General features: G+C 39.6%; 11 protein-coding genes. 6 read left to right on the plus strand and 5 right to left on the minus strand.

All coding sequences use genetic code 11. From position 1 onward, the window contains the following. Positions 1-3: 3 nt before the first annotated feature. From OK025_RS22755 to OK025_RS22765, 3 genes are all read right to left on the minus strand, one after another. Entirely contained in the window at positions 4-2,328 is a 2,325-nt protein-coding gene (locus OK025_RS22755) for a TonB-dependent receptor domain-containing protein (protein WP_317667004.1), read from the minus strand. A gap of 137 nt (positions 2,329-2,465) precedes the next feature. Next, a complete protein-coding gene (locus OK025_RS22760) occupies positions 2,466-3,293 on the minus strand; it encodes an alpha/beta hydrolase family protein (protein ID WP_317667005.1) in 828 nt (275 codons plus the stop codon). Positions 3,294-3,396: 103 nt separating this feature from the next. Further along, positions 3,397-4,278, minus strand: coding sequence for a hypothetical protein (locus OK025_RS22765; RefSeq protein WP_317667006.1), 882 nt, complete (start codon positions 4,276-4,278; stop codon positions 3,397-3,399). 39 nt (positions 4,279-4,317) lie between these two features. On the opposite strand from OK025_RS22765, the gene OK025_RS22770 reads away from it, so the two are divergent. Together OK025_RS22770 and OK025_RS22775 are read left to right on the plus strand one after the other, a co-directional pair. Then, a complete protein-coding gene (locus OK025_RS22770; protein ID WP_317667007.1) occupies positions 4,318-5,211 on the plus strand; it encodes a DUF4377 domain-containing protein in 894 nt (297 codons plus the stop codon). Between the two features lie 253 nt (positions 5,212-5,464). Next, positions 5,465-6,418 carry a glycoside hydrolase family 43 protein gene (locus OK025_RS22775; RefSeq protein ID WP_317667008.1) on the plus strand — a complete coding sequence of 318 codons (954 nt, stop codon included), beginning with the start codon at positions 5,465-5,467 and terminating at the stop codon, positions 6,416-6,418. 85 nt (positions 6,419-6,503) lie between these two features. Here the strand turns inward: OK025_RS22775 and OK025_RS22780 are convergent, their stop codons facing one another. Then, positions 6,504-8,723: an NADP-dependent isocitrate dehydrogenase gene (locus OK025_RS22780; protein WP_317667009.1), complete on the minus strand. Its 2,220-nt coding sequence runs from the start codon at positions 8,721-8,723 to the stop codon at positions 6,504-6,506. A 273-nt stretch (positions 8,724-8,996) separates the two neighbouring features. Between OK025_RS22780 and OK025_RS22785 the strand changes: the two genes are divergently transcribed. The 4 genes from OK025_RS22785 (at position 8,997) to OK025_RS22800 (ending at position 13,025) form a co-directional block, all read left to right on the plus strand. Next, entirely contained in the window at positions 8,997-9,836 is an 840-nt protein-coding gene (locus OK025_RS22785) for an aldo/keto reductase (protein WP_317667010.1), read from the plus strand. Between the two features lie 179 nt (positions 9,837-10,015). Further along, entirely contained in the window at positions 10,016-10,864 is an 849-nt protein-coding gene (locus OK025_RS22790; protein WP_317667011.1) for an AraC family transcriptional regulator, read from the plus strand. 91 nt (positions 10,865-10,955) lie between these two features. Further along, positions 10,956-12,290, plus strand: coding sequence for a TolC family protein (locus tag OK025_RS22795; protein WP_317667012.1), 1,335 nt, complete (start codon positions 10,956-10,958; stop codon positions 12,288-12,290). Between the two features lie 99 nt (positions 12,291-12,389). Then, positions 12,390-13,025, plus strand: coding sequence for an HdeD family acid-resistance protein (locus OK025_RS22800; protein ID WP_317667013.1), 636 nt, complete (start codon positions 12,390-12,392; stop codon positions 13,023-13,025). A gap of 52 nt (positions 13,026-13,077) precedes the next feature. On the opposite strand, the gene OK025_RS22805 is transcribed toward OK025_RS22800, so the two are convergent. Next, positions 13,078-13,719, minus strand: coding sequence for a peptidylprolyl isomerase (locus tag OK025_RS22805; RefSeq protein WP_317667015.1), 642 nt, complete (start codon positions 13,717-13,719; stop codon positions 13,078-13,080). Positions 13,720-13,783: the final 64 nt, after the last annotated feature.

The following is a 13,783-nucleotide window of genomic DNA, read 5'->3' on the forward strand; positions in this document are numbered from 1 at the left end:
TTGCTAAAATTTAAAATTCCAAGTAATCGATGGTATCGTCCCAAACAATGCTATCCGATAAATTTCGGTGACATTGGATTGTCCTTCTTTTTCTCTAAAGTCGATCAAATAGGCATTTTTTCGATTATAGGCATTATAGAGACCAAAAGACAAGCTCGAGTAGCTATTCTTTGTCCGCTTAATATCATAAGTTGCTGCCAAATCCAGGCGGTGATAAGCAGGCATCCGCTGCCCATTTCTTTTATCGTAATAGAAGATCGTACGATCATCAACAAAATATTTGCCCGCTGGCATCGTCACAGCATCGCCTGTATAGTAGACGAAATTCGCACTTAAATTCCACTTCGGATTTAATTGATACTGTCCCACAATAGCTATATTATGCGTTTTGTCCTGACGTGCGTTAAACCATTGACCATCATTAATTTGTTCAAATTGCCGCTCACTTTTGGACAAAGTATAACTCAGCCAGCCGCTAAATCGCCCCAGTCTCTTTTTCAGAAACCATTCAATACCGTACGCTCTACCTTTTCCAAACAGCAATTCTCCTTCCAGCAATTCATTTGCCTGTAGATCGGCACCATTCCTATAATCAATCTGGTTCTTTAAATCTCGGTAATAACCTTCAACAGAGAATTCATATCTGTTGGATGCAAAATTCCGAAAGTAACCAAGCGAATACTGATTGGATAGCTGGGGTTTAATCGTATTATTGCTCAGTACATATTGATCTGTAGGAAGACTACTGGTTGTATTGCTCAATTGATGCAGATACTGAACATTGGTATTAAAAGAAGCCTTTAACGTCGTTAAATCATTGATAACGTAGTTGAAGGAAACGCGAGGTTCCAGATAGAAGTACTTTTTACCCAACTTGCCATTTCCCACATAGGTAGAATCTACGGCCTCACCTGCAGAATCGAAGGTATAAAATGTACCCGGCCCCAATGTTGCGTAAGCGGATGCCCTCAGTCCGTAATTTAATTTTAAACGATCGGTAATAGACCAGTCATCGGTTAAATAAGCAGCAACATCAGCACCCTTGCGATGTTGAATTTGCAATGAATTCACCTTCGAATCTTCGCCAGCTTCGATACTTGCCGGTCGGATTTCCTGCAAGGCTGCCTGCAATCCAAATTTTAGATTGTGACGGTCCGAAAGATTGTATTGGAAATCTTGTTTAAAATTATAATTAAAGATGTCTGAACGGATTTTAAAGTTGTTATCATCCTCAATCTTAACCTGATAATTGAATTTGCTAAAAATAAGCGTAGTATTGCTAAACAACCTATTGCTCCACACATGGTTCCAGCGCATGGTTGCAGTCGCATTTCCCCAATTGAAGTCAAACAAATCATGATAAGCCATCGCATCCTTGCCGAAATATCCAGACAAGTAAAGTGTATTCTTATCATTGATGCGATAATTTAATTTTGCATTGAGGTCATAAAAAAAGAGCGCACTCTTCTTAATATTCTCATCACTTGAAAGCTTTAAGAAAAGGTCAGCATAAGTACGTCTACCGGAGATCATAAATGAGCTCTTGCCTTTTTGAATCGGCCCCTCCAGTTTAAGCCTCGAAGCGATAAGCCCCAACCCACCTTCCACATTGAAATGCTGATTATTTCCATCCAGGGTTGTTATTTCCATTACCGAGGATATTTTACCTCCATATTGAGCTGGAACGCCCCCCTTATAGAAATTAACATCCTTGATCGCATCAGAATTAAATGTTGAGAAAAAACCGAACAAGTGCGAGCTATTATATACAGGCGCTTCGTCCAATAAGATTAGATTTTGGTCGCCACCACCGCCACGCACGTAAAAATTACTGCTTCCTTCACCACCACTGGTCACTCCCGGAAATAGCTGAATGGTTTTTAGAATATCCTTTTCCCCAAATAATACAGGAACCTTTTCAATTTCTTTTGGACTGAACTGGGTAAGCCCGGGAGTCAGATCCTTAATGGATTTCCGTCTATTTCCTGTTACCGTCACTTCCGCCAGTTGATTTTCTTCTGGCACCAACTGAATAATATACGTAGAGTCCTTATCAAATTGAACAGAGAATACTTTGGTCTTATAACCTACAGAAGAAACCTCCATCGGTTTGCTTCCATCACGAAGCGACAAGCTAAAAAAACCATATTTATTTGAAGCGGTGGATTTCTTTTCAGTATCATTTCGTATTACGGCACCAATAATATTTTCACCACTAATACTGTCCCTAACGAACCCAGAAATAGACTTAGACTGTTGGCTATATGCCTGCTGCACGCAGAACAAAATGGAAGAAAAACAAAAAACAACCTTTATAGGCTTAAACATAATCGAGTGAAGTCAAAAATTTTGCTGAAAATAATAAAAAAGCCTTACAATTTGTAAGGCTTAATAATAAGTTTATAATTTGTTAGTTAAGGTCTCTGTTTAACAAAAATAGCATTTTATTCATTTATGCCAAATTTTTATCCATTTTTCTTTTCACTTTTCTTTGCTTGATCAAAATATCCTTTAAAAAAAGCCATTTGATAAACTATTGAACGTGACCAGTACTCCCAATTGTGCCCGCCTTCACTTGTAATAAAAGTATGATTTATATTATGGTACATTAATTTATCGTGCAATGCAACATTAACAGTGTAGAAAAAATCTTCCTTACCGCAGTCGATGATTAAGCGAAGTTTATTGTTGACTAATTTAGGAACCATATTAATAACAACACGATTATCCCATTCTTGCGGTACATCAGCGTAATTTCCAATGCGATCTTTAATTTCCCAGTTTAAGGGAAAAGGTCTAAAATCTACTCCACCAGCTGTACTTCCTGCAGCGCCGTAGCTATCCTGATGTTTTATGGCCAGAGACAGCGCACCGTGCCCCCCCATACTTAAACCACTAATTGCCCTTCCGCTCCGATCCTTGATCGTCGAATAGTGCTGATCCATATAATCGATCAGCTCTTTGGACACAAAAGTTTCATATTGGTAATTTTTATTATTCGCAACATCCCAGTACCAGCTTCCAAAACCACCGTCAGGACATACCACCATATAACCATATTGATCTGCCAATGTGCTTATACTGGAATTCTTGACCCAATTACTGTAATTACCGGAATAACCATGCAACAGGTAGAGGACGGGATAGCTGACTTTGTTCGAGTAACTTTGAGGAAGAATTACGACAGTCTTAATTGCCTTTCCCATGGATGGGCTCTGAATGGACAAGGTGTCCACTTTGGCAGCAAAGGCGTTCGTGAGGGTACATAAAAATAAAACGAAGGCAATTAACATAAGCCTAATACCTCTTGAACAAAATAGGCAGTTTTTGATAGGCTCGGTTTGATGAAAATTATGCAGCGAATAACTGAAAATAGGTCTAGTGTTTATCATAAATTTATTGATTTCTTTCAAAAAAATAAAGATAGGATTTTAAACCAAATGGACGCTCGCTAATTGTATAAAATCCATTTCCCTTGCTATCGAAAGCTATCGCTTCCCCTTGTGGCTCCACCTGATAAGGCAGAATAGCTGGCTTTTGTTGGAGTACCTGTTTCCAGGATTCACTCCGGTTCCTCTGCCAATAGAAAATATGGGTAATATTCTTTACAAGCAACTGTGTACCGGTCGGATTTATAGCGGCAGCAGTAGCAAAAGTAAATGGGAGCTCCGCTACGCTATTTAAGGTAAAATACTGCTGTTTAGAATTTGTAAATACCGCTGCCGAATAAACAGTCGATCGAAATTCACGTTTAGATATTACATACAACATTTTGTCTATTGGATCAATCATAATCGATTCGGCATCTAGACGTTTCTGGCCCGGAAATTTAAGAAAGATAGGCCGAATTGACTTTTTCGGAATAAGCCCAGGATCATCAGCCTGGGGCTCAGGAAATACATACAGGCATGTCCAGGTTCTTTTCCCGGTATTATTTCCGATGTCCGCAAGGACGAGAAAATAGGTGTCCCCAATTTTCACCCGATCGATATCCTCACAGTCGACGACAGATACCCCTTCGAGTGAAAACGTCTTCAGTAGTTTGGCCTGACGATCGATTAAATAAATAGTTGCACCATCACCACTATCATTATGCACCCAAAAATTGCCCTCCCGATAAGCCGGTGTGATACCCGACACCTCTTTCAGTTGGGGATCCGTCAATTCCCCAAGGGCAATTTGCGTTTTAAAATAATCCTTCCTATTTTGGCTGTAAACCTGCAGACTTAACAGAGAAAATACAAGTAGCAGGCACAGATTCACCCGTGCAATATTCATGTTTAAAGATACGTTTTTATTGATATTTACATTCTAATTATGAAGAAGCCTTCCAGATACAGTTCATTGCTCCTTTTTTTAACACTCTTACTCCCCTGTCAAAGCTTACTTGCCCAGAGCTCTTCATTTCGCGTAAAAGTAAAATCAGGTCTTCAGCAAACACCGCCGTATCTTGTCAAATACTACAACAGCAAAGATTGGGAGAAATTCTATGCCGAAATCTTGCAATTTGATTATGACCCCAAATTTGACTACGACATCAGGATCCTCAAACGTCAAAACGGTTCACATTCGACATATACCTTAGCCAAAACGATTACAAAATCACTATCGGAAAATACAGCGGTGGCCACATGGGAAGTTGGAGAAAACTACGTGAATGCCCAGAGCCTTGGCAAACTGAAATGTCTGCAGGTAAAATCTGACAAAAGGAATAAATGGGAATACCTCACGTCAACAATTCAAGGTTTCGATTACAAGGAAGGCTACCGTTACCGTATTCGTGTAAAACAAACGAAACAAAAAGATACAGACTCCGTCAGTTATAGTTTAATTGAAGTCCTGTCGAAAGAACGTGCAAATGAACTGCCCAGTGTGGCCGCATTTCTTGCTCGTTTTAAATGGAATCTACTTCAGCTAAATGGAAAGGATGTCAGCTCCAGCAAAGCAAGTATCGGGTTCGATGCCAAAAATAGCACGATTACCGGCACAACGGGATGCAATAATTTTTGGGGAAATTTTGCCATTAAAGACGATAAAATCAGCTTTCTACATCTAGCAAGCACCATGCGCGCCTGCAATGGGATAAATATCGAAAATGACTTTTTTCAAATTTTTGAACAAAAACAAATTCAATTTGACATAGCCGAACAAACCTTAAATTTATATAACGACAGAAAACTAGTAATGATTTTTGGGTTGGAGCGAGAATAAAAAAACACCCAAAGTCTGGGAGACTTTGGGTATCTTAGCCATATTATTAACCTATTTTATGAAAAGTATTTATGCCATTTGGAAATGACATAAACAAATATGTGAAATAAATCGGAAACAATCGAAAGCATAATAATATTTTAACAAAATTTTAACATTTCAAAAAACAATGAGACAAATGGTCATATAAATGATTCATTTAGTCATATCCCAATCAAATCTATCCCGTACCTTACAAGTTTAAACCGACATAATGATTAAAACATTTTTAACATCGACAACCTTACTTTTAACCGCGACACTTTTTGCCCAGAAGAATCCTGTTATCACGGGAAACTACGCTGATCCTGAAGGCATTATCTATGGTAATAAATATTGGATATTCCCAACCTATTCGGCGCCTTATGAAGAGCAGATATTCTTTGACGCGTTTTCATCTTCCGATTTGGCCACCTGGACAAAACATAGCCGTATCTTGGAGAACAGCAACGTTAAATGGGCGAAAAAAGCCATGTGGGCACCTGCAGTATTGGAAAACAAGGGCAAATATTATCTGTTTTTCGGAGCCAATGATGTGCATCAGGGAGAGATCGGAGGCATTGGGGTCGCTGTGGCTGACAAGCCAGAAGGCCCTTATACCGACCTATTGGGCAAACCCCTAATCAACGATATTATCAATGGCGCTCAGCCGATAGATCAGTTTGTTTTCAAAGATAAAGACGGCACTTTCTACATGTATTATGGCGGTTGGAAGCACTGCAATATGGTCAAACTCAAACCAGATTTCACAGGTTTGCTCCCTTTTGATGATGGTACCTTTTACAAGGAAATCACCCCTAAGGATTACGTCGAAGGACCGTTTATGTTTATAAAAGATGGAAAATATTATTTCATGTGGTCGGAAGGCGGCTGGACAGGCCCCGACTACAAAGTCGCTTATGCCATCGCCGACTCGCCCTTTGGCCCTTTTGAGCGCATCGGGACAATATTGGAACGGGATCCCGAGGTAGCCGTTGGCGCGGGTCATCATTCGGTTATCAAAGTACCCAACAAGGACAAATATTTTATTGTCTATCACCGTAGACCGCTTGGCAAAGATGGAGCGAACGAGCGAGTAACTTGCATCGAAGAAATGAAATTTGACAAAAACGGACATATCATACCTGTTAAGATGACCTTTACAGGTGTCAAACATCCATTAAACTAGTGGAATTGCTACACTTTTTGCAAACAACAAAAAAGAAGCCCAGATCAAACGAACTGGGCTTCTTTTTTATGAAAACAATTACTGCTTAAATGCTAGAAATTGCATTATTCAATGTTTCAGAAGGACGCATTGCTTTCGCAGCCAATTCATCATTCGGGAAATAGTAGCCACCGATGTTTTGTGCATGCCCCTGAGCCGCGATCAATTCTTCATTGATTTTCGCTTCATTTTCTGTTAACACATTTGCAACCGTCGCAAATCTCTCAGCTAATTCCGCATCTTTTGTTTGCGCTGCCAAAGCCTGCGCCCAGTATAATGTCAAGTAGAAATGCGACCCACGGTTATCGATCTGACCAACTCTACGTGCCGGAGACTTGTCATTAGCCAAGAATTTCTCTGTAGCTTCATCCAATGTCTCCGCCAACACCAACGCTTTCGGGTTATTTTGTGTTTGAGACAAGTGCTCCAAAGAAGCACCAAGTGCCAAGAATTCACCCAATGAATCCCAACGCAAGTAACCTTCTTGCAGGAATTGCTCTACGTGTTTCGGAGCCGAACCACCAGCACCTGTTTCAAATAAACCACCACCATTCATCAATGGAACGATCGACAACATCTTAGCTGATGTACCCACTTCTAAGATCGGGAATAAATCCGTCAAATAATCACGTAATACGTTACCAGTCACGGAAATAGTATCTTCGCCTTTACGAATACGTTCCAAAGAGAATTTCGTCGCATCAATCGGAGATAAAATACGAATATCCAAACCAGTTGTATCAAAGTTTGGCAAGTATTTTTCTACTTTTTTAATGATTTCTCTATCATGTGCACGGTTTTCATCCAACCAGAATACAGCAGGTGTCTCAGATAAACGAGCGCGATTCACAGCCAATTTCACCCAGTCCTGAATCGGAGCATCTTTCGTTTGACACATACGGAAGATATCTCCTGTCTCTACTTTTTGCTCCATGAAAACATTTCCTTCCGCATCAACAACGCGAATAACTCCGTTTCCTGCAGCTTGAAAAGTTTTATCATGGGATCCGTATTCCTCAGCTTTTTGCGCCATCAAACCAACGTTTGGCACAGAGCCCATTGTTTTTGGATCTAGAGCACCATGTTCCTTACAGTCTTCAATTGTCGCTTCGTAAACGCCAGCGTAACAACGATCAGGAACCATAGCAATCGTATCTTCTTCTTGACCTTCTTTATTCCACATCTTACCACCGATACGGATCATTGCTGGCATAGAAGCGTCAATAATTACATCAGAAGGCACGTGGAAATTTGTAATGCCTTTATCCGAATTTACCATCGCTAAAGCAGGACCATTTGCGATAGCAGCGTCAATAGCAGCTTTCACTTCAGCCTCTTTTGCATGACCTGCGATTTTAGCATAAACCTCGCCTAAACCGTTATTTTTATTGATACCCAGTTCTTTGAACAAATCGCCATATTGCGCAAAAACATCCGCAAAATAAGTTTCAACAACAGCACCAAATATAATCGGATCAGAAACTTTCATCATTGTTGCCTTTAAATGTGCAGACAACAATACCCCTGCGGCTTTTGCTTCAGCGATAGCATCAGCTACAAAAGCTTTCAATGCAGTTAAGCTCAACGTTGAAGAATCAATAACTTCACCCGCTTTCAATGCAGAAAGTCCTTTTAATTCTGTTACTGCACCTTGCTCATCAACAAACTCAATTTTGAATTGGCCTTCATTTTCAACGGTTACCGACTGTTCTGAACCGTAGAAATCACCTGAAGTCATGGATGACACCTTTGTTTTGGAATCTTTCGCCCAAGCACCCATTTTATGTGGATTTGCTTTTGCATAATTCTTAACTGCTTTAGGTGCACGGCGATCTGAGTTTCCTTCACGTAATACAGGATTTACAGCAGAACCCAATACCTTTGCATACTTAGCTTTGGCTGACTTTTCTTCATCTGTGGTCGCTTCATCAGGATAGTTCGGAACAGCGTATCCTGCTTGCTGTAATTCAGCGATAGCACCTTTTAACTGCGGAATTGATGCGGAGATATTCGGTAATTTAATGATGTTTGCTTCAGGAGTTGTTGCCAACTGACCCAACTCAGCCAATGCATCAGCAATTTTTTGATCTTCTTTTAAAAATTCTGGAAAGCTAGCAAGAATACGGCCTGCTAAAGAGATATCTCTCAATTCAACATCGATACCAGCTGTAGCTGTAATCGCTTGAACGATAGGCAAAAACGAATAAGTCGCTAATAAAGGAGCTTCATCTGTTTTTGTCCAAACAATTTTTGATTTGTTTGACATAGTAATCTATTAGAAATATGTTTAATTTTTAATGCTATGTGAAATCATTGAAAAATCTGAATTTCTCAAAAATTCGCCTAAAGATAAGAATTAATGCCATAATTAACGAGGAATTGTACCCCTTTTGACAATAAAATTGTGAAAATAAATATATTTTGGCAATACAGAATAAGTCGCTTCACCTCCACCCAAAAGTATTCCTCTTGACATTTCAGTGACGGGATACTACAGGCGAAATCCTATTTTAGCTCAAATTAAAAAACACAACTGACAATGAAAACATTCAAATTGAACAATGGAGTTGAAATTCCGGCAATTGGATTTGGAACTTGGCAAATTCCCGAGGGCGAAGAAGCTTATCAGGCAGTTAAAGAAGCTCTTGCCGCTGGATACACACATATTGACACCGCAGCTATCTATGGAAACGAAAAGAGTGTTGGAAAGGCTATAAAAGACAGTGGTATAGATCGTAATTTACTGTTTATTACAACAAAACTCTGGAACACCGAACGTGGATACGATAAGACAATTGCTGCATTTGAACAATCGCTCAATGATCTGCAATTGGATTACCTCGATCTTTACCTGATTCACTGGCCAGCCAACGAAACACAATTCGCAAACTGGGCTGACATCAACGCCGATACCTGGCGCGCTTTTGAATTTCTATATCAACAGGGAAAAATAAAAGCGATCGGTGTGAGTAATTTTCCAAAAGACTATCTCGCTAAATTATTGGAGTCAGCGACAATCGTACCTGCCGTGAACCAAATTGAATTTCATCCGGGTTATCTTCAGGAAGATACCGTGGCACTCTGCCAATCCAATGACATCCTTGTTCAGGCTTGGTCACCGCTGGGTTCGGGCAGAATATTGCAGGATGAAACACTCGTTGCACTGGCTAAGGAAAAGAATACAAGTGTTGGACAACTCTGTATCAAATTTGCCTTATCTCAGGGCATCTTGCCGTTGCCAAAATCAACCAATCCCGATAATATAAAACGAAATTTAGCTATCGACGATTTTGAGCTGACAGCAAGCGATATCAAAACTATCCTCGAACTCCCTCAAATGGGTTTTTCCGGATCAGACCCTAAAAAAGTCGCTTTTTAAGGACGGTAATACAAAATTTATGGAGTCGCTCTAAGGCTGCTCCATAAATCAATCCTATATTGCAGAGCTTCTAGCACAAAAGTATCTGATTGCCCCCTTTTTCTAAACAGTATATAACAATTTTTTGCTATTATAGCGGTAAAGTTGCCTACGCTATTCCTTACTTTTTTATTGAAAAAATGAATGAAATAGAACTTATAGATCAATCAGAACTTTCTGCACAGGGAGAAGTCTACTACTATCACCCCTTATGGACGACTTGTATCCTGCTGTATAGAGGCTCTATTCAGGTCAATAGCAATGGTACGCCCACCGATCTCCAAGCTGGTAATATCCTCTTTATCGGATACAATAAGTACTACAGCTTTACGACAATTAGTACCGATGCTATATTTAAAATACTTCATTATGACCGGAATTTTTCCAACCGAATACGATTGTCGATCAGTCGATACGATGCGTATCGGTTAATCAATGCCAATCGTTCCACACCTTTTACTCCCGCCCCCAACGATTTTGAAGCGATCTGGACATTGTTATGCACTTTGCATAGCAACCGTAAAAAACCGATCGATCCGAAGAAGGATTTTCTCCAAAAAGCCAATATCAATATTTTTATGGCGATTATTTACCTTTTGGCCGATGTGATCTATACCGCCGGCGAAAGCTCCAGAAAGACACACAATAAAAGAAAGGAAGAAATTACTGTTCATTTTTTACAGCTTATAGCCGATCACTACAAAGAACAGCGCGATCTAGCATTCTACGCCGACCGCCTCAACATCTCCATCAAATACCTTTCGATCAGCGTCAAGGAGATTACAAAAGAATCGCCCTCTGAAATTATTAGTAACTGGCTAGTCACAGAAGCTAGAGCGCAACTCACCATTTCTACCAAAACAATCAATCAAATCTCACAGGAATTTAATTTTTCAGATCAATATGCGTTTAGCAAGTTTTTCAAAAAACATGTCGGGATAACACCCAAGCTATTTCGTGAACAGCAAGCCAATCTTGTTACCAATTGAACATCATAAAGCAGGAATCAAACATTTCTTGTCCCCCCAAGGCATGCTAACTTTGTATCACATATATAAAACAAAGTTAAATACCATGAATATGAAGTCAAGAGCCCGAAAAATAGGTTTTTACTTGACGTTATGCTTCTTTACATTCTTTTGCAATCAAACATACGGTCAAGACAGCATAAACAGCCGGAAAATAACAATTGAAAAACTGTTTGAACTTGCTATCCATAACCACCCAAATCTTATCGTTTCGGCATCAGCTGTAAGTATCGCCCAACAAAAAACAGAAGTTGCAAAATTAAGAAGGCTTCCCGAAATCAGCGCTTCGGCATCTGCCTTTTACCTCGGCAATGCTGCGTTGATCGACAAAGACTTATCAGGATCGGAAAAGGTACCTCTACCCCATTTCGGCAATAATTATGCTTTGGAGGCGAAAGAACTTATCTGGAAAGGAGGTGTGGTAAAAAATAGCATCAAAGCCTCTTCCTTGGGTGAGGAGCTGGCTGAATTAGATCATAAGAATGAAGAACAGAACATTAAAATTTTGGTTTTAGGCTATTACCTTGATCTATTTAAACTGAAAAATCAAGAAGCTGTCTATAATCAAAATATTGAGCTTGCCCACAAAAGGCTAGACCTGACGGAAAAATTATATAAACAGGGCATGATCACTAAAAATGATGTCATCCGAAACCAATTACAAATATCTGAATTGGAACTAGCGAAAGAGGTCATTCAAAACAATCGGAAAATCCTGAATGACGAGCTTATAGTCGCGTTAGGACTACAGGAGGGCACAGTAATTGAGCCGGATGATAAACTATTAGATAGCAGATTTCAGCTGGCAGACCTCGAGAGCTTGAAACAAGATGCTTATGGGTCCAGCCCGGGCCTTCAACTTGCGGCCAAAGAGACCGAGCTTCTGCTGACAGAAAAGGCTATTACAAAATCAGAACGATCCCCTGCCCTTAGCGTATTCGCGGGAAACAGTCTTGTGAAACCTATCACCAATGTGATGCCGGTGATCGACAAATACATGAATACCTGGAATACGGGTATCTCGCTAAGCTATACGATTTCATCAGTCTACACCACTGGAAAAAAGCTTAAGCTAAATGATCTACAAATTGAAAAAAACGAGAAATACGCAAGCGCTCTGAAACAAAAAACCAGCGTAGCTGTTAATACTGCATACATTAAATACAATGAGGCCTACTCACAACGCAAGACTTTGGAGTACAATAAAGCGCTTGCAGATGAGAACTATCGTATTATTGAGAAAAAGTATTTGAACCAATTGGCGTTGATCGTCGATATCATGGATGCATCAAACTCAAAACTTGAAGCGGAATTGAAATACACAAATGCTGAAATCAATATCGTGTATGCATATTACAAACTTTTAAAAGAGACTGGAAAGATCTAGTACATTTTCCTTTTGCCTAATTTAATCAGTTTTATATATGTAAGGCCTCGTTAAGAAATTAATGGGGCTTTTTTATCTGCAATATTTTAACTCATTATTATGGCAAATTCATTTTTTAAAACGATCCGGACATCCATCAAGCACTGGTATATCCCATTGATTATCGGTATTCTATTAATTCTTTTGGGTTTCTACACCATTTCCACACCTGTTGCTGCATTTCTCACATTAGCAATTCTATTTTCATGGTCATTTATTATTTCCGGTATTTTGGAGATCATTTTTGCCGTGCAGAATAAAGATGAAGTGGATGGTTGGGGCTGGTACCTCACCGGGGGCATCCTCTATACCCTATTCGGCATATTGCTGATTGCCAATCCGCTGTTATCAGCGAGCACCTTGGCATTTATCGTGGGTTTTTATGCACTTTTTAAATCCTTCCAACTGCTGTCCTTTTCCTTTGATCTCAAAAATTACGGTAGTAAATCTTGGGGTTGGAATTTGTTATTTGCCATTTTAGGCATTATTTTCAGCTTTATCTTGCTTTGGAATCCACTATTTGCCGGTTTCTCACTGGTGATCTGGACAGGAATGGCTATTAGTACGGTTGGTTTCGCAGCCTGTGTATTTGCATTTCAGCTGAAAAGTCTTAAAGATATCCCGAGCAAGCTGCCAGACGAGTGGAAAGAGCGTTATCAGAAGCTTAAAGAAGAATTTGATCAACATCGTAAATAGAAAAAGGGCAATTAAGCCCTTTTTTTTATCAATATTAATTCGGTGGTCAAGGTTATTTACTTATTTCAACAATCTTAAAAGGCACCTTATGAAGTGGATAATCTTGTTTATCCGTTTTTACACGACTTATTTTCATAATCACTTCAAAGCCTTCATAAATTTCACCAAAAACGGTAAAATCATGATCGAGTCTTGGCTGTCCTCCGCGAGCTAAGTACTCCTTACGTTGTGCTGCAGTATATTTTATGCCTTTCTTTAATTCCAGACTATCAAGCTCAGCTGCCGTGATTTTCTTTCCAACCACGAAATAGATCTGATTCAAAAAAGATGCCTTCGCGGAATTTCCATCCCGTCCTGCACCCAGAGCACCCATTTTATGAAAAGCGCGGTCATCGAATTCTGCTGCCAGTCGTGGTTTTTTATGAAGGGGATCTGCCGCCTCACGTTTTTCAATATCAATATCATGCTCTCCGCCCTGCACGACAAAATTTTCAATAATGCGATTAAACAATGCACCCTGATAGACAGTATCCCGAATAGATCGCAACATCAAATCGCGATGGTTGGGCGTATAGTCATAAAGTACAACTTTAAAATCGCCAAAATCAGTCTTGAAAAGCAAATGTTTTGATTGTGCATAACAATTCCCCAATACAATAAAAACAAAGCATAGGATGGTCAGAATTTTCCTCATAGTACGAATTGATCAGTTTCTTAGATTTCATATAAAAATACATTAAATTTCGATTTATAAAAGA

Source organism: Sphingobacterium sp. UGAL515B_05, assembly GCF_033097525.1.
In the GTDB taxonomy this organism is placed as follows: Bacteria; Bacteroidota; Bacteroidia; order Sphingobacteriales; family Sphingobacteriaceae; genus Sphingobacterium.

What these genes read in the sequence shown, in the direction of transcription:
- OK025_RS22755 (WP_317667004.1), bottom strand. Translation starts at nt 2,328, where the DNA reads ATGTTTAAGCCTATAAAGGTTGTTTTTTGTTTTTCTTCCATTTTGTTC.
- OK025_RS22760 (WP_317667005.1), bottom strand. Translation starts at nt 3,293, where the DNA reads ATGTTAATTGCCTTCGTTTTATTTTTATGTACCCTCACGAACGCCTTT.
- OK025_RS22765 (WP_317667006.1), bottom strand. Translation starts at nt 4,278, where the DNA reads ATGAATATTGCACGGGTGAATCTGTGCCTGCTACTTGTATTTTCTCTG.
- OK025_RS22770 (WP_317667007.1), top strand. Translation starts at nt 4,318, where the DNA reads ATGAAGAAGCCTTCCAGATACAGTTCATTGCTCCTTTTTTTAACACTC.
- OK025_RS22775 (WP_317667008.1), top strand. Translation starts at nt 5,465, where the DNA reads ATGATTAAAACATTTTTAACATCGACAACCTTACTTTTAACCGCGACA.
- OK025_RS22780 (WP_317667009.1), bottom strand. Translation starts at nt 8,723, where the DNA reads ATGTCAAACAAATCAAAAATTGTTTGGACAAAAACAGATGAAGCTCCT.
- OK025_RS22785 (WP_317667010.1), top strand. Translation starts at nt 8,997, where the DNA reads ATGAAAACATTCAAATTGAACAATGGAGTTGAAATTCCGGCAATTGGA.
- OK025_RS22790 (WP_317667011.1), top strand. Translation starts at nt 10,016, where the DNA reads ATGAATGAAATAGAACTTATAGATCAATCAGAACTTTCTGCACAGGGA.
- OK025_RS22795 (WP_317667012.1), top strand. Translation starts at nt 10,956, where the DNA reads ATGAAGTCAAGAGCCCGAAAAATAGGTTTTTACTTGACGTTATGCTTC.
- OK025_RS22800 (WP_317667013.1), top strand. Translation starts at nt 12,390, where the DNA reads ATGGCAAATTCATTTTTTAAAACGATCCGGACATCCATCAAGCACTGG.
- OK025_RS22805 (WP_317667015.1), bottom strand. Translation starts at nt 13,719, where the DNA reads ATGAGGAAAATTCTGACCATCCTATGCTTTGTTTTTATTGTATTGGGG.